The following is a 20,233-nucleotide window of genomic DNA, read 5'->3' on the forward strand; positions in this document are numbered from 1 at the left end:
CTCACTGGTGCACGATGAAGGGTATTGCTCAATGGCCCGGCCTGACAGGTCGGGCCATTTTTTTTGTTCCTGACCCTTTAACGAAATGATCGACTGGTATTTTGCTGGATTCTCAGTAAAAAGACGGAAAAATTCCGAGCGCATGGCATAATGGCGCGCTTCTTGCCTCATGCTAGGCAGGACCCGGAGCAGGTGGCGACCCCACCTCAGCCGGGACAGGGCCTTACCGGGCCCAGGCGGCCCCCACCCGGGGCCTGACAAGGACGACCGTTTTCTTGTGAAGGCCGGCGAAAGTCGGCGCGAGCAGGCACGAGGCGGTACGTCCGATTGATGAGGAGATCCCATGTCAAGCGAACCCGTGACTCTCATGGTGGCCCGCCGCGTGGCGCGTGGACGCTACCGCGACTTCACCCTGTGGCTCGATGAAGGCCGCGAGCTGGCGGCGGACTTTCCCGGCTATCTCGGCTCCGGCATCCTGGCGCCGCCCCCCGGCGACGACGAGTATCAGATCATCTTTCGCTTTCAGGACACCGATACCCTCGCACGCTGGGAGCATTCCGCCTCGCGCCGTGCCTGGCTCGAGCGTGGTGCCGGCCTGTTCGAGGCCCCCCAGGAGCGGCGTGCCCTGGGACTCGACAGCTGGTTCACCAGCCCCGGCCCCAGGGTGCCGCCGCGCTGGAAGCAGGCGATCGCCATCTGGCTGGCGTTCTTCCCGGTGTCGCTGATGTTCCAGTGGCTGCTGGGCGATACCCTGGCGACCTTGCCGCTGGTTCCTCGGGTACTCGCCAGCACCCTGATGCTGACCCCGGTGATGGTGTTCCTTTTCATCCCCCTGTCTACCCGCCTGCTGGCGCCCTGGCTTCAGGCGCCGCCCGGACGTGGCGCTCGCCTGAGCCTGCGTCTGCGCCGCAGCTGAGGCTGACAGGCGGCCCTCCCGGCTCGCATTGAGTCTGGCCACTGCTCGCGCCTACACTCAGGTCATGCGGCGTTGCCGCGGATCTTGAGGACAGCCCATGGGCAGTGCGAGCACGGCGCCCCGCGTGGAAGGCGACATCACCGCGCGGGAGCGCCCTACACCAGAACAACAAGAGCTTGCGTCGCTGGGACTCAAGGTGGCGGCCAGCCGCCACCCCAAGGCTGAACAGGCGGCGTGTGAGCTGCATCACGAGCTCTATCATCCCGACCTGGGTTTCGTGCTGTTCTTCGTCAGCGCCGAATACGCGCTGGACCCCCTGGCCCAGGCCCTGGAGTCGACCTTCGGTGGGCTGCCGCTGGCGGGTTGCACCACGGCGGGTGAGATCACCCCGCTGGGGTACGAGCGCGGGACCATCGTCGCCATCGGGTTCGATCGCCGTCATTTTGGCGTGGCCACCACCCTGCTCGAGGACCTCGAGAGCGTCTCCCTGATCGACGCCCAGCGTCGGGTGGAGTCGCTTCTTGCCACCGCTAGGGGGCATCTGGATGGCGAGGCCTTCGCGCTGACCCTGCTCGATGGGCTGTCGGCCAGCGAAGAGCAGGTGCTGACCACTCTGGACGCCGCCCTGGGTGGTATCCCGAGCTTCGGTGGCTCGGCTGGGGACGACAACCGACTGGCGCATACCCATGTGTTTGCCGGTGGGCGCTTTCACAGCGCGGCGGCGGTGGTGGTGCTGATCACCACCCACCATCCCTTCGAGGTGTTCTCGACCCATCACCTGGCGGCACGCCGTGACAAGCTGGTGGTCACCCGCGCCGATCCTGCGGGCCGGCGTGTGCTGGAGCTCAATGCCCTGCCCGCGGTGGACGAGTACGCCCGGCTGGTCGGTGTCTTGCCAAGCGAACTCGATGAGGGCGTGTTTGCCCGCCACCCGTTGGCGGTCAAGCTGGGCGATGCCTACTACGTCCGCTCGATCCAGCGTGCCAACGCCGACGGTAGCCTCAGCTTCTACTGCGCGGTGGAGACCGGCATCGTGCTGACCGCCATGGCCGGCACGCCGATTCTCGAGGCCCTCGACGATACCCTGGGGGGCCTTCAGCGCCGGCTGGGGAAACCGCAGTTGATCATCGGCTGTGACTGCTTTCTCAGGCGTCTGGAGTTCGAGGCGCTCGCGCAGATCGGCGACGCCTCTGAGCGACTTTCCAGGGCCTCGGTGGTGGGCTTCAACACCTACGGTGAGCAGCACCACGGCATGCATATCAACCAGACTTTCACGGGGGTGGCGATTGGATCTGGTCGGTGAGCCAAGGCAGGATCGCGCCAGCAGTGCACTGGAACAGGAACTGCTGGAGGAAAACCATCGGTTACGCCGGATCTGCCAGGCGCTGATCGAGCGGGTCGAGTCCGCCGGGGCGGGCGGGGCACCCTATGGTGCCTTCGAGCACGCGGTGCTGCTCGCCGAGCAGGTGCGCGAGCGCACCGAGACCCTGCACCGTACCCTGGATGAACTGGCCGAAACCAATGCCCGTCTGGAGGAGGCCCGGCGCGACGCCGAGGCCGCCAATGCCTCCAAGACCCGCTTCCTGGCGGCGGTCAGCCACGACCTGCTGCAGCCGCTCAACGCCGCGCGGCTGTTTGCCAGCGCCCTGGAAGAGCGAAAGTTGCCTGAAGAATCCGGTCGCCTGGTGCAGCGTATCGATCGCTCGCTCAGCGACGTGGAATTGCTGCTGGGGACCCTGGTCGACATCTCGCGACTGGATGCCGGGGTGTTGACCCCGGACGTGGCCCCCTTCGCCGTCTCGCAGTTGCTGGATGCGCTCGCCGAGGAATTTCGTCAGATGGCCGGCGCCCGCGGGCTGGCGTTTCGCTATGTGCCGAGTTCCGCCTGGGTCGAGTCCGACCTGGCGCTGCTGGCCCGAGTGATTCGCAACCTGATGTCCAACGCCGTGCGCTACACCGAGTCGGGGCGGGTGCTGCTCGGCTGTCGCAGACGTCGGGTAGGCCAGCAGTACTGGCTCGAGATCCTGGTGGGGGATACCGGCCCGGGCATCGACGAGGCTCGGCGCGACGAGATCTTTCTGGAGTTTCGCCGGGGCAACGCCGCAGCCCCGGGGCAGGAGCGCGGGCTGGGACTGGGGCTTGCCATCGTCGATCGCATCGCCCGGCTGCTCGATCATCCCATTACCCTCAATAGCCGATCCGGCCAGGGCGCCCAGTTCTCGGTAAGCGTGCCCTGCGCTCGCCCGGCGCGTGCGGTGGCCCCGTCGGCCTCGACCCTGCAGCAGGCCGGCACGCGGCAGCTGCAGAGTACCGAGGTATGGGTGCTGGACAACGATCCCGCCATCCTCGAGGGCATGAGCGCGCTGCTGGGTGGCTGGGGATGTCGGGCGCGCCTCGCGTCGCGAGTGGTTGAACTGGAACAGAGCCTGGCCGAGCGCCACGAGACACAGGGCATGGATAGGCCGTCGCCAACGGTGGTGATGATCGACTACCACCTGTCCAGCGACGAAGAAGATGGCCTGGCGCTGGCGCAGCGCCTGGCCGGCTCTCATGTAGACCTGGCCCCGATACTGATCACTGCCAACCACGACGCCGAGATCAAGCGGCGTTGTCGTGAGCTTGGCTTCCCCTGTCTACTGAAGCCGCTGAAGCCCCTGCGCCTGCGTCAGGCACTGATACACCTGCTCGACGCCGGTTGAGCCGTCTTGCCTTGGTCAGCGAGACGTTCTGCCTTCTAGCGCGCCCGTCGCCTGGCCAGGCAGGCCAGCAGGGTGGACTCGTCGGCTGCCAGGATCGCCTGAACACGGCTGCCGACGCCAAGCTTCTTGAGGATCGCCGAGACGTGGGTCTTGACCGTGGTCTCGGCGATATCGAGCTCGCGGGCGATGACCTTGTTGGAGGCGCCGCGAATCAGCAGGGACAGCACCTCGAGCTGCTTGACCGTCAACTGCTCGAGCGCGCCTGCATCGGCTGGACCCGTCACCCCCTGTGTCGCCCCCTGCGTCGCAGGCGGGGCACTCGAGGCCTCGGCCGGGCGGCGCATGATCTCGGCGGGCAGATAGATCTGGCCGTCCAGGATCTGCTTGATCGCCGCCAGCAGGTCCGGGCGTGGCGTGGACTTCGGCAGGTACCCGATGGCGCCCAGATCCAGGGCGCCGAGCACCGTGGCGCGCTCGCTTTCGGCCGACAGCACCGCCACCGGCACCGCCGGAAATGCCCGGCGCAATTCGCGCAGCCCGTCCAGGGCCGAGGCGTCAGGCAGATTCAAGTCCAGCAGCACCAGGTCGACGTCGTCGTCGGCGTCGAGGGCGCTTGCCAGCGCGGCGAAACAGTCCGCCTCGCGCAGCTCGGTGCCGGGCAGGCCCGATTGAATGACCGCGGCAATGGCGTCGCGAAAGAGCGGGTGATCGTCAGCCACCATCAGGCTGTGCATGTCTGGCGTCCCGGTTGTCTGTGTCCTTGGTCGGTCTCCTACCGAAGGAGGAGGCGCTCTCCTGCCAGGGCAGTATGTCGCAAGCCAGGTTCCTGACCAAGACTGGAGTGGCAGACAACTACAACATCCTTTCCAAGGAGACACGCCATGATCTACGCCAACCCCGGACAACCCGACGCCGTGGTCAGCTTCGACGAGCGCTACGGCAACTATATCGGCGGCGAGTTCGTCGCCCCGGTCAAGGGTCAGTACTTCGACAACGTAAGCCCGGTCAACGGCCAGGTGTTCTGCCAGATCCCCCGCTCCGGTGCCGAGGATATCGACAAGGCGCTGGACGCCGCCCATGGGGCAGCGCCGGCCTGGGGGCGCACCTCCGCCGGCGAGCGCAGCAACATCCTGTTGAAGATTGCCGAGCGCATCGAGGCCAACCTGGAGGCGTTGGCGGTGGCCGAGTGCTGGGACAACGGCAAGGCGGTGCGCGAGACCCTGAACGCCGATATTCCGCTGGCGGTGGACCACTTCCGCTACTTCGCCGGCTGCATTCGTGCCCAGGAAGGCACCGCCGCCGATATCGACGCCAACACCGTGGCCTATCACTTCCACGAGCCGCTGGGCGTGGTCGGCCAGATCATCCCCTGGAACTTTCCGCTGCTGATGGCCACCTGGAAGCTCGCGCCTGCGCTGGCCGCCGGCAACTGCGTGGTGCTCAAGCCCGCCGAGCAGACCCCGGCCTCGATCCTCAAGCTGATGGAGGTGATCGGTGACCTGCTGCCTCCCGGCGTGGTCAACGTGGTCAACGGCTTCGGCGCTGAGGCGGGGGAGGCCCTGGCCACCAGCAAGCGCATCGCCAAGATCGCCTTTACCGGTTCCACCCCGGTGGGCTCGCACATCCTCAAGTGCGCTGCCGACAACATCATTCCTTCTACCGTGGAGCTTGGCGGCAAGTCGCCCAACATCTACTTCGCCGACATCATGAACGCCGAGCCGGAGTTCATCGACAAGGCCGCCGAGGGGCTGGTGCTGGCCTTCTTCAACCAGGGTGAGGTGTGCACCTGCCCGTCGCGGGCGCTGATCCAGGAGAGCATCTACGAGCCGTTCATGGCCAAGGTGATGGAGCGGGTCACCACCATCAAGCGTGGCAACCCGCTGGACACCGAGGTTCAGGTCGGCGCCCAGGCCTCCAAGGAGCAGTTCGACAAGATCATGTCCTACATGGACGTGGCCCGGGAGGAAGGCGCCGAGTTCCTGACCGGTGGCAACCAGGCCAAGCTCAATGCCGATCTGGACACCGGCTACTACATCGAGCCGACGCTGCTCAAGGGCAACAACAAGATGCGCGTCTTCCAGGAAGAGATCTTCGGCCCGGTGGTGGCGGTGACCACCTTCAAGGATGAGGAAGAAGCCCTGGCGATTGCCAACGACACCGAATTCGGTCTTGGCGCCGGCGTCTGGAGTCGTGACATCAACGTGGCCTTCCGCATGGGGCGTGGCATCCAGGCCGGTCGCGTATGGACCAACTGCTACCACCAGTATCCCGCCCACGCCGCCTTCGGCGGCTACAAGAAATCCGGCGTCGGTCGCGAGACCCACAAGATGGCGCTCGAGCACTACCAGCAGACCAAGAACCTGCTGGTGAGCTACGACACCAACCCCCTCGGTTTTTTCTAAAGGGAGTCGATCCGGGCCCGGTACCACCGGGCCCGGGAAGCTTCACCCCAGTGGCCTGACGCCGTTTGGCTCTCAGCGCCACGCCCCTTCACCGGGTGTCCCCGGACACCTTTCTCCTCTGTACCGTCCTTCCTTGATAGCGGGCGGATAGAGACCCTTTTTGCCCGGATCAGGGCAAGGAGCACAACAATGCAAAGCACCATGGAAGCCGCCGTCGTTCGTCAGTTCGGTCAGCCCTTGACCATCGAGGAGGTCGAGGTACCGCGCCCCGCCAGGGGCGAGGTACTGGTCAAGATCGCCGCCTCCGGGGTCTGCCATACCGACCTGCACGCCGCCCACGGCGACTGGCCGGTCAAGCCCAACCCGCCATTTATTCCCGGACACGAAGGCGTCGGCGAGGTCGCCGCGGTGGGCGAGGGTGTAAACCACGTCAAGGAAGGCGATCGGGTGGGGATTCCCTGGCTGTACAGCGCCTGCGGCCACTGCGAGCACTGCCTGGGTGGCTGGGAGACCCTGTGCGAGTCCCAGCAGAACACCGGCTACTCGGTCAACGGCGGCTTCGCCGAGTACGCCATCGCCGACGCCGGCTTCGTCGGCCATCTGCCGAGCAACGTCGGCTTCGTCGAGATCGCCCCGGTACTTTGCGCCGGTGTCACCGTCTACAAGGGCCTGAAGATGACCGATACCCGCCCGGGGCAGTGGGTGGTGATCTCTGGCATCGGTGGTCTTGGCCATATGGCGGTGCAGTACGCCGTGGCCATGGGCCTGAACGTGGCGGCGGTGGACGTGGCCGACGACAAGCTGGAGCTGGCACGACGGCTCGGCGCCACGGTCACCGTCAACGCCTTGAAGGAGGACCCGGTGGCGGCGATCAAGCGGGACATCGGCGGCGCCCACGGGGCCCTGGTCACGGCGGTCTCGCCGAAGGCCTTCGAGCAGGCCCAGGGCATGGTCCGGCGTGGTGGCACCATCGCCTTGAACGGCCTGCCGCCGGGAGACTTCCCGTTGCCGATCTTCGATACCGTGCTCAACGGCATCACCGTGCGTGGCTCCATCGTCGGTACCCGTCAGGACCTTCAGGAGGCGCTGGACTTTGCTGGTGAAGGTAAGGTCAAGGCCACCGTGTCCACCGACCGTCTGGCCAATATCAACGACATCTTCGGCCGCATGATCGATGGCAAGATCGAGGGCCGAGTCGTGCTCGATATGCAGGGCTAGGTTGACTGAGCAGCAGCGGTCGATACAGCAGGGCGGCGACACCAGGTGTCGCCGCCCTGTCATATGCATGTGATGTCCTTGTCATCCTTGCCTACGCTGGTGTCGCGGCACCATCCATGGCATCTCGAACCCGCAAGGAGCCGACCGCATGAGTACCGAACGTCACGCCCCCCTGGCCCTGGAGGCCGTCATCTTCGACTGGGCCGGGACCCTGGTCGACTTTGGCTCCTTCGCCCCGACCCAGGTGTTTGTCGAGGTGTTCGCCGAGATCGGTGTGGCCGTCAGCCTCGACGAAGCCCGTGGCCCCATGGGCATGAGCAAGTGGGATCATATCCGCGCCCTGTGCGATCTGCCCGACATCGCCGAGCGTTTTCGCCAGGCCTGTGGCCACTCGCCGAGCGACGAGGACGTCGACGTGCTCTATCGGCGGTTCATGCCGTTGCAGGTGGCCAAGGTGGCCGAGCATTCCGCGCCGATTCCTGGCGCCCGGGAATGTCTCGCGGGGCTGCGGGGCAGAGGACTCAAGATCGGTTCCTGCTCCGGCTATCCCGCCGAGGTGCTGGCGCCGGTGCGCCGTGCGGCGCGCCAGGCGGAGCTCGAGGTGGACCACGCCGTCGCCGGTGACGAGGTGGTGCGCGGGCGACCCGGGCCGGCTCAGGCGCTGGCCAATGTGGTGGCGCTCGGTATCGGCGATGTGGCGGCTTGCGTCAAGGTCGATGATACCGCTCCCGGCATCGAGGAGGGGCGCGCCGCCGGCATGTGGACGGTGGCGGTGACCGATACCGGCAACGCCATGGGGCTGGATCTCGAGGGTTACCAAGCGACCCCGCCGGACGCGCTCGAGCGGCGCCGGCGCCACGTAGCCGAGCGACTGAGCGCCTGTCGCCCCCACTACCTGATCGCAAGCGTCGCCGAGCTTGACGGTGTGCTGGATCAGATCGCGGCTCGGCTCGCCCGGGGCGAGCGACCCCAGGCCTCGTGAAGGTCAGCTCGGGGAAAAAACGGACAGGTCGAGTGCGTGGCTGCGTCCCAGCCAGATGACGCCCTGGGTATGGTCGAAGAGGTCGTCGTCGGTGCCCAGATGCACGAAGATGTCCAGCTCGCCCCGATGGATGGCGAGCCAGGGCACGATTTCGCCGAAGGCCTCGGCCGCGAAGGATAGCTGGCAGCTCCAGCGCGGATGCGGCCCCACCGGTTGTTGATGAAAACGCCCCACCTGAACGGCAAAGCGCGACTGGCATTGCTCGGCCAGGGTCCTGGCCTGGGCAAGCCCTTCGGCATCGTCGTAGTAGAGGTGGGCGTGGTAGTAGCGAATCTGCTCGACGTCGGGCATGGGACTCTCCTGGGCGCTCTGCTGATGACGTCGACAAGGATCGCGTCCCTGGCGATGCATGGCAATCGCGGTGTCACGCCCGCCTGCCCACCAGCGTTACATACCAAAGCGGCGGCCCTGGGGCCGCCGCTGTCACTTGCTCCGGCGTCGTCGGTGACGACCTTGCCGGGTCACGCTCAGGGTTCCTGGGTCGTGCCCTGGGGTGGCTCGCCGATAAAGCCCGGCATGGCCGGCGTCGGCGTGCCCTGGCGGGCGATCGCCAGGAACTGCAGGTGGCGTTCGTACTCGCCGAGCACGTCATCGATGACCTGACCCCGGGTGTAGCCATTGAGGTTCTGACCCACGCCGCCTTCGGCCAGATGCACGTCCAGGCGCAGGTAGTAGTCATCGTCCGCCGGCAGGAAGCTCGGCGTGCGCATGCGATGGGGGCGGACCTGGTAGACGAAGCTCTGCATCTCCTCGAAGTCTACCTGCAGGGTCAGCCGCGGCAGCGGTTCGCCCTCGATCTGCTCTTCGCTCAGGGTGGCCGACTGGCCGCGACGCTCGAGCTCCTCGACGAACTGTTTCAGGCCCGGACGCAGGGCGTGCTCCATGGTCGACTCGGCACCGGCGCGGTTGGAGGTGTCCAGCGCCCGATCCAGGCGTTCCTTCCAGTTGCCGCCTTCGCCGCTGGCCGCGACCAGCTTGCGCGCGTCGGCCTTTTCCTTCTCGGTGCGCAGGGCCCGGGCCAGTCCCACCATGATGGCGAACATCACCAGCGAGAACGGCAGGGCGGTGATCACCACCGCGCTTTGCAGGGCGTCGAGGCCGCCGGCCATCAGCAGGGCGATGGTAATCAGGCCGATCACCGCCGCCCAGAAGATGCGCAGGCGGATCGGCGCGTCGTGGTTGACGTCACGCAGAATCGAGGTGAAGTTGGCCAGCACCAGGGCGCCGGAGTCCGCCGAGGTGACGAAGAATACCACTCCGAGCAGGGTGACCACCGAGGCGGTGACGCCGATGTAGGGGTACTGCTCGAGGAAGGTGTAGATGGTGGTCTGGGGAGTGGCCAGCGCCTGCTCGCCGAGCACCGCCAGGCCGTCATTGGCGACCATGTCGATACCGGCGTTACCGAAGATCGACATCCACGCCATCATGAAGCCCAGCGGAATCAGCAGGGCGCCAAGGGCGAACTGACGAATGGTGCGCCCGCGCGAGATGCGCGCCAGAAACAGCCCGACGAAGGGTGTCCAGGCGATCCACCAGCCCCAGAAGAAGATGGTCCACCAGCCTTTCCACTGCTGGGCGTCGCTGCCGGCGAAGGCGTAGGTGTCGAAGCTCTTGCCGACGAAGCCACTGAAGTAGTCGCCGACGTTGAGCACCAGGGCGTTGAGCAGCGCCAGGGTGTCACCCTGGAACAGCACGAACAGCAGCAGGGCGGCGGCCAGCAGCATATTGAACTCGGACAGCCGGCGAATGCCCTTCTCGACGCCGGTGACCACCGAGATGGTCGCCAGGATCACCACCAGCACGATCAACACCACCTGGGTCGACAGGCTTTCGGGTACGCCGAACATGAAGCTCAGGCCGTAGTTGAGCTGGATGACGCCGATACCGAGGCTGGTGGCGATGCCGAACACGGTGGAGATCACCGCGGTGATATCGACGGCATTGCCGATGGGGCCGTAGATGCGCTTGCCCAACAGCGGATAGAGGGCGCTGCGGATGGCCAGCGGCAGGCGATGGCGATAGCTGAAGTAGGCCAGGGCCATGCCCATCAGCACGTACATGCCCCAGCCGGTCAGGCCCCAGTGGAGGAAGGTCTGGGGCACCGCCTGCCTAAGGGCGGCGGCGCTTTCCGGGGCCATGTCCGGGGGCGTCAGATAGTGCGACAGCGGCTCGGCCACGCAGAAGAACAGAAGGTCGATGCCGATGCCTGCGGCGAACAGCATCGAGGCCCATGACAGCAGCGAGAACTCCGGGCGCGAGTGGTCCGGGCCGAGGCGAATGTTGCCGACCCGGGACAGGCTGATGACCAGCACGAACACCAGATAGGCCACGGCGGCCAGCATGTAGTACCAGCCGAAGGTGTCGTTGACCCAGGCAAGACCGCTGTCGAACAGGGCACCGGCCCGTTCGGTGAAGGTCATGGTGAAGAACAGAAAGACCACGATGCCGGCTACCGCGCCGTGAAAGACGACGGGGTTGAGGCGATCGCGGGAGGCGCTCTCGTGATGTGACATGCACGTGCTCCCTCGAGGATGAAGTGAGACAGAGCCTGCCCGGCGAGGCTATCGCCGTTCTCCACGATGCCATCCTGGCATCCTGATGCTGCTTCCGTGAGCGTTACGCCATTTTGTTAATTGACCGACCAATTAACAAAATGATGATGGCGGAGTGGCCGAGTCGTGGCTCGGTACCTGTTGGCGGCTCTTGCGAAGGGTCTGGGCGACCCACCGCGGCCAGGGGCGCGCGGTTATTTTATTGATTGAACGTTCAATAAAATACAGAGATGGGGAGCATCTTTCAACCCGAGGGGGAGAAACGGCGGGCAGGGGGCGCACGAAAACGCCATGCCCGAGGCTCGGACATGGCGCGTTGGTACGGGGCTTTCTGGTCTCCCGGGTCGGCGCCTATGGCCGAACCGAGGGCGTCAATATCAGGCCTCGGGGGCGTGATGCTTGTCGGGACCATGAGCGCGGTGCTCACCCGGACCACCGCGCGGGTGGTCGCCGTGGCCCGGCATCATGGTGTGCTTCAGTTCACGCAGCTGGCGCTCGTCGAGGATCTCGGCCAGCTGGTCACGGGTGGAGGACATCAGTTCGCGCCAGGCGTCATGACGGGCTTCGGGGTTCTCGAACTCCTGGGCCTTCAGCGCTTCGGCGCCTTCCTTGAAAGATTCGCGAGCGGCGTTGAACGCTTCGCGCTCGTCGTCGGACAGCTCCCACTTGTCGACCAGGGCGTTGATGCGCTCCTCGCGCAGCTCGTGGCGGGCACGTTCGAGGGCGGCGACACCGTCTTCACCGAGGATTTCCATGCGCTGCTCGCGGAAATCGTCGTTGAGTTCCTTGATCTCCTGACGGTGCTCCATGGCGGCCTGCTTCAGGGCTTCGCGGGTCTCGGCGTCGATGCCGGCGCGGTCAAACAGCTCGGCGCGCATCTCGCCCCCTTCGTGGCGCGGGCCTTCGGGGCGGTCGGGCGAGGCCGTCGCGGTCATGGCGACCGGCAGCAGGGCGGCAGAGACAGCGGCGGACAGCAGGGCCTTGCGGGCAAATGTCATTTTCATGGGTCGACTTCCTTCAGCGTTGATGCCTCGTCACAGGACGTGGCGTTATGGCGGGCGATGCCCTTGTTGACGTGATCCATCTTGACCCTGGCTCGTGCAAGGCTGATGCAGCCAATGTGCAGAGAAGCGGCAAGCGCAGACGAGTTTGTGCAACGCAGGGTTCGAATTTTCGGCGGGGCAGTGGAGCCGAGGCCGAGGAGTCGGCGCCGGTGAAATTTTCTTCAATACCGAAGGGCGTCATCGCGTCAGCCTGAAACGCCATCCTGTGAGGCATGTGTGATGACGTTTTCTCTGGAAGAACTGCTGGCGATCTTTGCCTTCTCGCTGGTGGCCTCGATATCGCCGGGCCCGGTCAACCTGCTGATCCTGTCCACCGGCGTGGGTCACGGCTGGCGCCGAGCGATGCCCCTGGTGGTGGGTGCCAGCGGCGGTTTTACCCTGCTGCTGGGCCTGCTCGCCGCGGGGCTCGGGAGTGTCTGGCTGGCGCTGCCCGGGCTTCAGTGGCTGGTGCGGCTGGCGGGCCTGAGCTTTGTGGCCTGGCTGGCCTGGCGCCTGTTGACGGACGCAGGCGACTGGGGCACGGACCAGCGGCGCGAACCGCCGGGGCCCGCCACCGGCGCGCTGATGCAGTGGCTCAACCCCAAGGCCTGGATCGCCTCGTTGGCAGGGCTGGGACTGTTCACGGCGGGACGGGAAAGCGTCGATATCGCGCTTTTCACCCTGGTCTGGGGCAGCGTCTGTCTGGCGAGCGCCATCGGCTGGGCGTGGCTTGGTGGACACGCCCGGGGCTGGCTGTCGTGCGAGGCAAGACGGCGGGTCCTCCAGCGCCTGCTGGCGGCCTTGCTGATTTTTAGTGGCGCGCTGATGCTGCTGTGAGGCAGCTTGCGGGCACCGGTCCGACGGTCAGGCGCGCTGCTTAAGGTGCTGAATCTGACCCTTCAACGGGCCTGGCATCTGACCCTGCATCTGATCCTGCATATGACTCTGGATATAGTGCCCCGGAGTGGTGGCCAGCAGCTTCTTGAAGGTGCGTTGCAGGTGCGCCTGGTCGGCGAAGCCGCAGTCGTTGGCGACCGCAGCGATGGGATCGCCCCGTCGCAGTCGTTGCCTGGCGTGACGCACGCGCAGGTCGATCAGCGCCGCATGGGGCGTGGTGGCATAGTGACGTCGAAAGCCCGAAATCAGGCTGGTGGCGCGGCACTCGGCGGCGGCGCAGAGGTCGTCCAGGCGCAGCTCTTGCTGCCAGTCGTCGTGAAGACGCTCCCAGGCGCGCACCAGTCGCTCGGGAGGCGCGCCGTGTTCTGCCTCGCCTTGCGCCGGCAGGTCGAGCAGGCCTGTCAGGCGCTCGGCGAGCCGCTCAAGCACGGTCTCGCGCTCAAGCAGGCTGGCATCCCCATCGGCAAGGGCGTCGGTGGCGACGCGAATGACTTGGTGAAGGGCGGCGTCTTGCGTCGTCAGTGCCGAGAACACCGCACCGTCATCGCCGTCGAGGCCGCAGCGCTCGGTCAGCCAGGCGCTGTCCAGGTAGAGCATGTCGTAGCCCCAGTCTCGCTCGCTCAAGGCGTTGCAGGCGTGGACGTCGCCGGGGTTGATCAGCACCACGTCTCCCTGGCGCACCTCTAGGGTACGGTGGCGGTTGAGGAAGCTCGAGTGGCCCTGGACGATCGCGCCCAGCGAGTGGGTGTCGTGGCTGTGGGGTGCGTGGCTGAGCCGGTGCCCGCCCCTGACTCGGCGCGCCTCGACCTGGGGCATCCGCGGGTCGCGCAGGTAGCGGGAAAAGGTGGCAGCGATCCTGGGGGGCATGACGGTCTTCCTGGCAAGACGCCGTGGCTGCGTCGAGGTCTTCACTCTCGTCGATCCTGGGATGCCAGGCAAGAGACGCCTGCGCTGGATCAAGGGAGAGGGGAGTTTGTCAGGCATTTTTGGCGTCACAACCCTTGGCGAGGCCAAAGCCTGATAGCCGTCAACGAGGCCCGCGGGGGGCATTGTTAAGGTCTGTCATCTTTTTTCAAGGCGCGCTGTCAATTCGACGAACGGTCAAGGGGACTTGGCTCGGCGTCGGACAGCAGCGTCACCTCAGACATCGAGATCCTCATGACAGACACCGTGACGTCCACCCGGGAGGCCGGCGAGGCCCCCAGCTATCGCGAGATGCACCGCGATGCCAGCGAATTTGCCAGCCGTTCCGACTACCTCGAGCATGAACTCAAGAGCATGCGTCCCCGGCGCTATGGTCTTAATCTGATCGGCCGGGACTTCCACTTCGAACTCGAAGACCTGGTACCGGCGATTGCCGGCACCATCGGCATCATCGCCATGTACTCGGCGGTGATGATGTCCTGGGCCAATGGCCTGTCCGCCGCCTGGCCCGATGTCACCCTGGGGCGCGAGTTCGCCATCGCCGTCTCGCGTCTGGAGATGCTGTTGCCGGTCCTGCTGTTCTGCGTGCTGGGCTCGGGTATCTTCAATCCGCGTGCCAACCTGGCCGGCAATCACGGCCCGATGATTCCGCTGATCGCCAGCATGGCCCTTGCCGGTGCCCACCCGCTGGCCCTGGCGCTGTGGATCGGCGCCTTCGGCCTCGGCCTTTCCTGGGTCAAGGGCGGCTCGCGCCTGGTCAACCTGACCTCCCAGGGCACCGCCGGTGGTCTGCTGATCTTTCTCGGCATTTCCGGCGCCATGAGCCAGATCGGTAGCCTCAAGGCGTGGGGCATGGGGCTCGAGGGCGAGATGGGTTACGTCGCCCTGGTGGTGTTGGCGGTCAATATCCTGCTGTACGCCGTGCTGGCGCGGCTGGGCAAGCGCTGGCTGGCGATTCCCGCCTGCGCGGTCACCGGCCTGGTGGTGGCGCTGGCGCTGGGTGCGGGCTTCGATCTCGAGTTCACCACCGAGACCGGCCTGCCGCCGCTCAGCCCCAGCTACTGGTGGGGCAGCACCGACCACGGCTGGATGCTGGGGCTGCCGAACATGCAGCACTTCATCGCCTCGCTGCCGTTCGCGATCCTGGCGGTTGCCATGTGGTCACCGGACTTTCTCGGTCATCGCATCTTCCAGGAGATGAACTATCCCAAGGGTACCGATCGGGTACTGATGGACGTCGACGACACCATGACGATGTGCTCGCTGCGTCAGGTGATCGGTACCGCCCTCGGCGGTGGCAATATCACCTCGTCCTGGGGCACCTATATGATCCCGGCGGCCATCGCCAAGCGGCCGATTCCCGCCGGCGCCATTTTGCTGGGGCTGTTGACCATCGCCATCGCCATCCTCGGCTTCCCCATGGACGTGGCGGTGTGGCCGCCGGTGATGTGCGTGGCGCTTTTGGTCGGAGTCTTCCTGCCGATGCTCGAGGCCGGCGTGCAGATGATCAAGGAAAGCCGCGACGCCCAGGCCGCCGGCGTTTGCCTGTTCGCCGCGGCGGTCACCAACCCGGTGCTGGCCTGGGCGGTGACCATGCTGCTCGACAACAACGGCTGGATCGGTGATCGCGAACGCGCCACTCGGCTGTCGCTGGCCGACCGCCTGATCATCCCCGCATCGGTGCTGGGGGTGTGTCTGTTCGCCATGCTGGCGGTGGGCATGTTCGAGGGACAGTACGGGATTCCCGCGCTGTTCTAGATAGACAGAAAGCGCAATACGCAAGAGGCCGCCCAAGGGCGGCCTCTTGCGTTATCGGTGAGTGATCGGTGTCACTCTTCCGGCTGGTACTTGTAACCGACGCCGTAGACGGAGCGGATGATTTCCCGCTCGGGCCAGATATCGGCGATCTTCTTGCGCAGCTTCTTGATGTGGCTGTCCACGGTGCGCTCGGAGACGATGCGGTGGTCTCGGTACATGTGGTCCATCAACTGCTCGCGGGCGAAGATTCGCCCCGGCGAGTGCATCATCACCTTGAGCAGCTGGAACTCCACCGCGGTGAGGCCAAGGTCCTGACCGTCGGCCAGGGCGCGCCAGCCGCTTTCGTCCAGCACCAGATCGTGGTTGGCTTCGCTGTCCTGCTGGTGTGCCTGGCTGCGGCGCAGCACGGCCTTGACCCGGGCGACCACCTCGCGCGGGCTGAACGGCTTGCAGATGTAGTCGTCGGCACCCAGTTCAAGGCCCAGCAGGCGGTCGACCTCCTCGACTCGGGCGGTCAGCATCACCACCGCGATATCGGGCCAGCGCTGACGGATCTCGCGGCACAGGGTCAGGCCGTCGGTGCCAGGCAGCATCAGGTCCAGCAGCACCAGGCTGGGGCGCGACTCGGCCTCGCTGAGGTAGCCGACCACCTGGTCGCCGTGGTCGATATGGTGGGTGGCGTAGCCGCTACCCTCCAGGTAGTCCGCCACCAGACGGGCGATCTTGGGTTCGTCTTCGACGATCAGGATGTCGTCGAGACTGGCGTCGGTGTCGTTCATTCATCGTCCTCGTGCTGCTGATGGTCCGGCAGGGCCGGAAAACGCAGGGTCCAGCATAACCCGCCAAGCTCGGAAGGGGAGGGGCGCATGTCGGTGTCGTGGGCGCGGGCCAGGGCGGTGGCGATGGACAGCCCCAGGCCACTGCCGCCGCTTGAGCGGTTGCGCGAGCCTTCCACCCGGTAGAGGCGTTCGGTCAGCCGCGGCAGTTCGTTGACCGGTACTCCTGGGGCGCTGTCTTCCCAGCGCAGCACCCAGTCGTCGGCCTCACGCCGCAGCGATACCTTCAGGCGCCCCGGCGCCTGGGTGTAGGCGCAGGTATTGTCAATCAGGTTGTTCCATAGCTGGCGCAGGCGCTGCAGGTCGCCGCGAATCCACGCCGGGCCCTGAATATCGTGCTCGAGGGTCAGGCCATGATCGGCAAGCCAGCCCTCGGCTTCGTCCAGCCGGGTGGCCAGTTGCTCGCCCAGGTCCAGCGGTGCGAGCTGGACTTCCAGCGCGCCGGCGTCGCTCTGGGACAGCAGGCGCAGGTCGGCGACCAGGCGCTCTAGCTGGCCGACTTCCTGGGACAGCGAGCGCAGGTTGTCCTGGTCGAGGGCGCGAATGCCGTCCTGCATCGCTTCTATCTCGCCGCGCAGCACCGCCAGTGGGGTACGCAGCTCATGGGCGATGTCGGAAACCCAGCGGGTACGTGCCTCGCGGCTGGCTTCCAGGGTTTCCGCCAGCACATTGAAGTCGTGGGACAGGCTGGACAGCTCGTCGCGACCGCGCTCCGGCAGGCGGATGCTGTAGTCGCCTTCGGTCAGCCGGCGGGTGGCCAGCGCCATGCCGCGGGCGCGTCGGCCCATCCACCAGGACAGGGCGGCGGCCAGCAGCAGCGAGGTCAGCGCCAGGGCGATGACGATGATGGTCAGGTTGCGTTGCTGCTGGGCCAGAAACAGTCGGTCCATGCGCGCCATCAACTGCTCCGGCGGGCGATAGCCCAGGGTGCCGACCTGGCGGCCCGCGCTCATCACCGGCAGCCAGCGCAGCTCGGCGGCCATGTCGTCCTTGTCCGGGGGCAGGCCGATCACCGGCAGGCCGCTTTCGTCATGGAGCACGAAGTCCCTGGGATCGCCCAGGTCGCCTTCGATGCTCATCGGCGGCAGGTTGTCGCCGGGCCAAAGCTGGCGGCGTACCAGGTGGTGCCAGGCGCGCGGCGACTGGCGCAGCCACTGCCAGTTCTGGCGTCGCGCCCAGGCCTCGCCGAGGCCTTCCGCCAGGGTCTCGGCGCGCTGGGTCTGGGAGCGGTCGAGGTACTCGATGAAGCCCTGGTCGAGGCTGCGCGAAATCGCCACGAACACCAGCCCGGCGATGGCCACATTGACCACCAGGATGATGACGAAGAGCTTCAGACCCAGGCGTGAGAAGGCCGGGCGAAACAGGCGTTTCGCGGACATGCGACGATTCCTTGACCGAAATGGCGAAAGAGATGAACACAGCATGCCATCGTCGGCGCCAAAAAGGCGCCAATAACGGTGAAACCTTTGTGCAGTGTTTGGCTATTCCGCCACGGTCCCGGCAAGGCATGGCGTCATCACGCGGCGGACGTCCGCCGCGTGAGGGTCAGTTTCATTGCGAATCCCGCGAGACCCAGTAGACATCCATGGCGGCGGTCCAGGAGAAGTCCGCGCCGCCACAGCCCTGTCCCGTCACCGAGTGGAAGTACTCGTAGTAGCCGGCGCTATCCACGCAGCGCTGGCTGGCAAGGCGCATGGACTCGGCATCCCGGTGCATGCCGTAGCGCTCGAACCCCAGCGCGATCAGCCAGTTGATATGCAGCCAGGAGGGGCCGCGCCAGTAGCGCTGAGGTTCGAATTGCTCGCTCGCGGGATCGGCAGAGGCCAGGCCGAAGGGGGCTTGGGCAAGCCAGCGCTGGCTGAGCGCGGCCAGGCGCTCGGCCTGTTGCGGTGAGGCGAGGCCGGCGTAAAGGGGCAGCAGGCTGGCCGAAGAAGCCACCGGCAGGATTTCCTGGTGGCGAGAATCGCGGCTGACGAAGGCACCTAGCTCTTCATGCCAGAGGCTTTGCATGGCGCTGCGGGTACGTTCCAGTGCCTCTTCCAGGTCTGCGTACTCGGCGTGGGGAAGGCGGTCGCGACACAGGGTGACGAGGTCTTCGGTGGCCCGATGAAGAATGGCGATGATGCCCACGTCGAGGACGCGGTAGGGGCATTCTCGGTACAGGCGTTCGGCGTCGAAGTTGCTCTCCCGGTACTTTTCGACCAACGCGAGGTAGCGGTCGTACTGGTACTGGTGGGGACGCTGGTCGGCAGCCACCAGGCCGGTGTCACGCCGTACCATCGGACGATCCACCGGGCTCACCTGGGCCAGCGGGCGATCCCACTGGGGACTGTTATCCATGCCGGACTCCCAGGGGTGGTAGCTGCAGACCAGGCCGCTGCCCTCAGGGTCGCGATCCCGATACCACCAGCGGTGATGGGCGATGACGCGGGGCAGCAGCGCTGCCAGGCGCGCCTCGGCCAGCGCCTTGTCCTTTCCTTCGTCGACCAGCCTGAGCAGGATGCTGGCGATCAGCGGTGGCTGGGAGATGGCGCTGGTGTGAGGACGATGGGGGCAGCCCCAGACCTCGGGGCCGGGGAAGTAGCTGTCGGCGGGCTCGTGGAACACGATATGCGGCACCATGCCGTTGTGCCACTGGCCTTCGAAGAGGCGCTCGAACTCTTGCCAGGCGCGGGCTTCCTCGCTGACGGCCAGCCAACCGAGAGCGGTGATCGCCGAATCCCAGTTCCACTGGAACGGGTACAGGGCGGCGGTGGGGATGGTATAGCCGCCACGGTCATTGCGTTCGAGGACGTCGCGGGCTTTTCTGCGGGTCGTGGTGATGGTCACGTCGGCGTCATGTCCTTGTCAGGTGGAAAATCCCCGGCAACGGGCCGAGGTAAAGGCGACCGGTCAGCGTGACAGCAGCCGGCCATCGTCGTTGTAGTAGCGCACCTTGCCTTCGGCCGGGCGCAGGTAGATCTGCCCGTCCTCGGGCACGACCGCGTCGCTGGAGACGTTGACGCGGATGGTCTGGTCTCCTGCCCGAGTGGTCCACTGCTGGTGGGACCCGAGCAGTTCGGTGACCAGCACCTTGGCCGCCAGGTGGTCCGGAGAGTCGTCGTAGCTGACGTCGAAGTCCTCCGGGCGCACGCCGCACTTGTGCGCCTGGGTAGCCGTCGCTCCCCAACGCTTGTCCGGTGTCAGGAAGTTCATCGGCGGGTTGCCGATGAAGCTGCCGACAAACTCGGTGGCGGGATAGTGATAGATGTCGGAGGCCGGCGCGTACTGTTCGATGTTGCCGCCGAACATCACGGCGATGCGGTCGGCCAGGCTCATGGCCTCCATCTGATCGTGGGTCACGTAGAGGGTGGTGGTCTTCGAGGCGGCCAGAATGGTCTTGAGTTCGGCGCGCATCTCCAGACGTAGAAGGGCGTCCAGGTTGGACAGGGGTTCATCCATCAACAGTACTTCGGGTTCCATCGCCAGCGCCCTGGCTACCGCCACACGCTGGCGCTGCCCACCGGAGAGCTGGCCGGAGTAGTGCTCGAGCCTGTTTTCGATATGCATCAACTCTGCGGCTTCGCGGACCTTGCGCTTGATATGGGACTCGTCGTCCTTGCGCACCCGCAGGCCGAAGGCGATGTTCTCGGACACCGTCAGGTGGGGGAAGACAGCGTAGTTCTGGAACACCATCGACAGTCGCCGATCCTTGGGGGAGAGCCCGGTGATCTCGCGACCGTTGATCTTTACCGAGCCGCTGGTCTCATGCTCGAGGCCGGCGATGATGCGCAGCAGGGTCGACTTGCCGCAGCCGGACGGGCCGAGCAGAACCACAAATTCCTGATCCTCGACCTCCAGGTCGATGGATTTGAGAATGTCCTGTTTGCCGAAGCGCTTCTTGATATTGGAAATGGAGATGGAAGCCATGTGTCGGTTCCTCGCTTGAAAGAAGGACGAATGCGAT

17 protein-coding genes are annotated in these 20,233 nt (G+C 65.9%); 8 read left to right on the forward strand and 9 right to left on the reverse strand.

The features are described from left to right. Window positions 1–343: 343 nt before the first annotated feature. The 3 genes from RBB39_RS00175 to RBB39_RS00185 all read left to right on the forward strand — a co-directional run bounded on the left by RBB39_RS00175 (window position 344) and on the right by RBB39_RS00185 (window position 3,615). Window positions 344–916, forward strand: a complete 573-nt coding sequence (locus RBB39_RS00175; RefSeq protein ID WP_204248979.1) for an antibiotic biosynthesis monooxygenase — start codon at window positions 344–346, stop codon at window positions 914–916. Between the two features lie 97 nt (window positions 917–1,013). After that, complete coding sequence (gene nosP / locus RBB39_RS00180) at window positions 1,014–2,219, forward strand: nitric oxide-sensing protein NosP (protein WP_083970549.1); 1,206 nt, start codon at window positions 1,014–1,016, stop codon at window positions 2,217–2,219. Beyond that, entirely contained in the window at window positions 2,203–3,615 is a 1,413-nt protein-coding gene (locus tag RBB39_RS00185) for a hybrid sensor histidine kinase/response regulator (protein WP_239452588.1), read from the forward strand. The genes nosP and RBB39_RS00185 overlap by 17 nt, the downstream gene beginning before the upstream one ends. A 35-nt stretch (window positions 3,616–3,650) precedes the next feature. On the opposite strand, the gene RBB39_RS00190 is transcribed toward RBB39_RS00185, so the two are convergent. Beyond that, complete coding sequence (locus RBB39_RS00190) at window positions 3,651–4,349, reverse strand: response regulator transcription factor (RefSeq protein WP_045994076.1); 699 nt, start codon at window positions 4,347–4,349, stop codon at window positions 3,651–3,653. A gap of 147 nt (window positions 4,350–4,496) precedes the next feature. Here RBB39_RS00190 and RBB39_RS00195 point away from each other — a divergent pair, with 147 nt between their 5' ends. The 3 genes from RBB39_RS00195 (at window position 4,497) to phnX (ending at window position 8,217) form a co-directional block, all read left to right on the forward strand. After that, window positions 4,497–6,017 (forward strand): aldehyde dehydrogenase family protein, encoded by a 1,521-nt coding sequence (locus tag RBB39_RS00195; protein ID WP_045994075.1) that lies wholly within the window; start codon window positions 4,497–4,499, stop codon window positions 6,015–6,017. A 189-nt stretch (window positions 6,018–6,206) separates the two neighbouring features. Continuing rightward, entirely contained in the window at window positions 6,207–7,235 is a 1,029-nt protein-coding gene (adhP, locus tag RBB39_RS00200) for an alcohol dehydrogenase AdhP (RefSeq protein WP_045994074.1), read from the forward strand. Between the two features lie 148 nt (window positions 7,236–7,383). Then, on the forward strand, window positions 7,384–8,217 hold the full coding sequence (gene phnX, locus RBB39_RS00205) for a phosphonoacetaldehyde hydrolase (protein ID WP_045994073.1): 834 nt from the start codon (window positions 7,384–7,386) through the stop codon (window positions 8,215–8,217). A gap of 3 nt (window positions 8,218–8,220) precedes the next feature. On the opposite strand, the gene RBB39_RS00210 is transcribed toward phnX, so the two are convergent. The 3 genes from RBB39_RS00210 to RBB39_RS00220 form a co-directional block, all read right to left on the reverse strand. Beyond that, window positions 8,221–8,568, reverse strand: a complete 348-nt coding sequence (locus tag RBB39_RS00210) for a DOPA 4,5-dioxygenase family protein (RefSeq protein ID WP_045994072.1) — start codon at window positions 8,566–8,568, stop codon at window positions 8,221–8,223. A 176-nt stretch (window positions 8,569–8,744) separates the two neighbouring features. Continuing rightward, window positions 8,745–10,790 (reverse strand): choline BCCT transporter BetT, encoded by a 2,046-nt coding sequence (gene betT / locus RBB39_RS00215; protein WP_045994071.1) that lies wholly within the window; start codon window positions 10,788–10,790, stop codon window positions 8,745–8,747. A 416-nt stretch (window positions 10,791–11,206) separates the two neighbouring features. Next, entirely contained in the window at window positions 11,207–11,833 is a 627-nt protein-coding gene (locus RBB39_RS00220) for a hypothetical protein (RefSeq protein WP_045994070.1), read from the reverse strand. 279 nt (window positions 11,834–12,112) lie between these two features. On the opposite strand from RBB39_RS00220, the gene RBB39_RS00225 reads away from it, so the two are divergent. Next, window positions 12,113–12,709, forward strand: coding sequence for a LysE family translocator (locus RBB39_RS00225; protein WP_045994069.1), 597 nt, complete (start codon window positions 12,113–12,115; stop codon window positions 12,707–12,709). A 27-nt stretch (window positions 12,710–12,736) separates the two neighbouring features. On the opposite strand, the gene RBB39_RS00230 is transcribed toward RBB39_RS00225, so the two are convergent. Further along, window positions 12,737–13,636 carry an AraC family transcriptional regulator gene (locus RBB39_RS00230; protein WP_045994068.1) on the reverse strand — a complete coding sequence of 300 codons (900 nt, stop codon included), beginning with the start codon at window positions 13,634–13,636 and terminating at the stop codon, window positions 12,737–12,739. 291 nt (window positions 13,637–13,927) lie between these two features. On the opposite strand from RBB39_RS00230, the gene RBB39_RS00235 reads away from it, so the two are divergent. Continuing rightward, window positions 13,928–15,451 carry a DUF3360 family protein gene (locus RBB39_RS00235; protein ID WP_306168557.1) on the forward strand — a complete coding sequence of 508 codons (1,524 nt, stop codon included), beginning with the start codon at window positions 13,928–13,930 and terminating at the stop codon, window positions 15,449–15,451. Window positions 15,452–15,522: 71 nt separating this feature from the next. Here RBB39_RS00235 and RBB39_RS00240 read toward each other — a convergent pair whose 3' ends face one another. The 4 genes from RBB39_RS00240 to RBB39_RS00255 all read right to left on the reverse strand — a co-directional run bounded on the left by RBB39_RS00240 (window position 15,523) and on the right by RBB39_RS00255 (window position 20,196). Further along, a complete protein-coding gene (locus RBB39_RS00240; protein WP_045994066.1) occupies window positions 15,523–16,230 on the reverse strand; it encodes a response regulator in 708 nt (235 codons plus the stop codon). Further along, on the reverse strand, window positions 16,227–17,666 hold the full coding sequence (locus tag RBB39_RS00245) for an ATP-binding protein (RefSeq protein ID WP_045994065.1): 1,440 nt from the start codon (window positions 17,664–17,666) through the stop codon (window positions 16,227–16,229). The genes RBB39_RS00240 and RBB39_RS00245 overlap by 4 nt, the downstream gene beginning before the upstream one ends. Before the next feature lie 172 nt (window positions 17,667–17,838). Continuing rightward, window positions 17,839–19,116 (reverse strand): trehalase family glycosidase, encoded by a 1,278-nt coding sequence (locus tag RBB39_RS00250; RefSeq protein WP_045994064.1) that lies wholly within the window; start codon window positions 19,114–19,116, stop codon window positions 17,839–17,841. 63 nt (window positions 19,117–19,179) lie between these two features. Next, entirely contained in the window at window positions 19,180–20,196 is a 1,017-nt protein-coding gene (locus RBB39_RS00255; RefSeq protein ID WP_045994063.1) for an ABC transporter ATP-binding protein, read from the reverse strand. Window positions 20,197–20,233 lie beyond the last annotated feature (37 nt).

It is taken from the genome of Halomonas sp. MMSF_3323 (assembly GCF_030733595.1).
In the GTDB taxonomy this organism is placed as follows: Bacteria; Pseudomonadota; Gammaproteobacteria; order Pseudomonadales; family Halomonadaceae; genus Halomonas; species Halomonas litopenaei.